The sequence below is a fragment of the Neisseria sp. P0009.S007 genome (genome assembly GCF_051962515.1).
The window spans coordinates 1-230 of record NZ_JBQCVF010001343.1 but is presented as its reverse complement, the minus strand read 5'-3'; the positions used below and the strand labels follow the sequence as shown (position 1 = coordinate 230).

The following is a 230-nucleotide window of genomic DNA, read 5'->3' as shown; positions in this document are numbered from 1 at the left end:
CTGTTTGCCGGCATCCTCCTGCTCAACGCCTGCGCCTCGACCGCCCCCAAACCCAAATCCGGCGACACCTTCATGCTGCCCGATATTCCTACCGCCGCAGCCGAATCCTCCGCCATTCCCTATCCCGATTTGAACACGATGACTCAAATCGAACGCTTGGGTATGCAGGCCGAACGTTTGGAGCGCGAAATGGAAAACACCAACCAGCGCCTGCAACAACTCGAAAAACA

Annotated in this window: 1 pseudogene; it reads left to right on the top strand. The window is 57.0% G+C overall.

Annotated features, from left to right (window positions below):
• Positions 1-230, top strand: a pseudogene (locus tag ACTHS3_RS18875) (tetratricopeptide repeat protein); the annotation flags it as partial.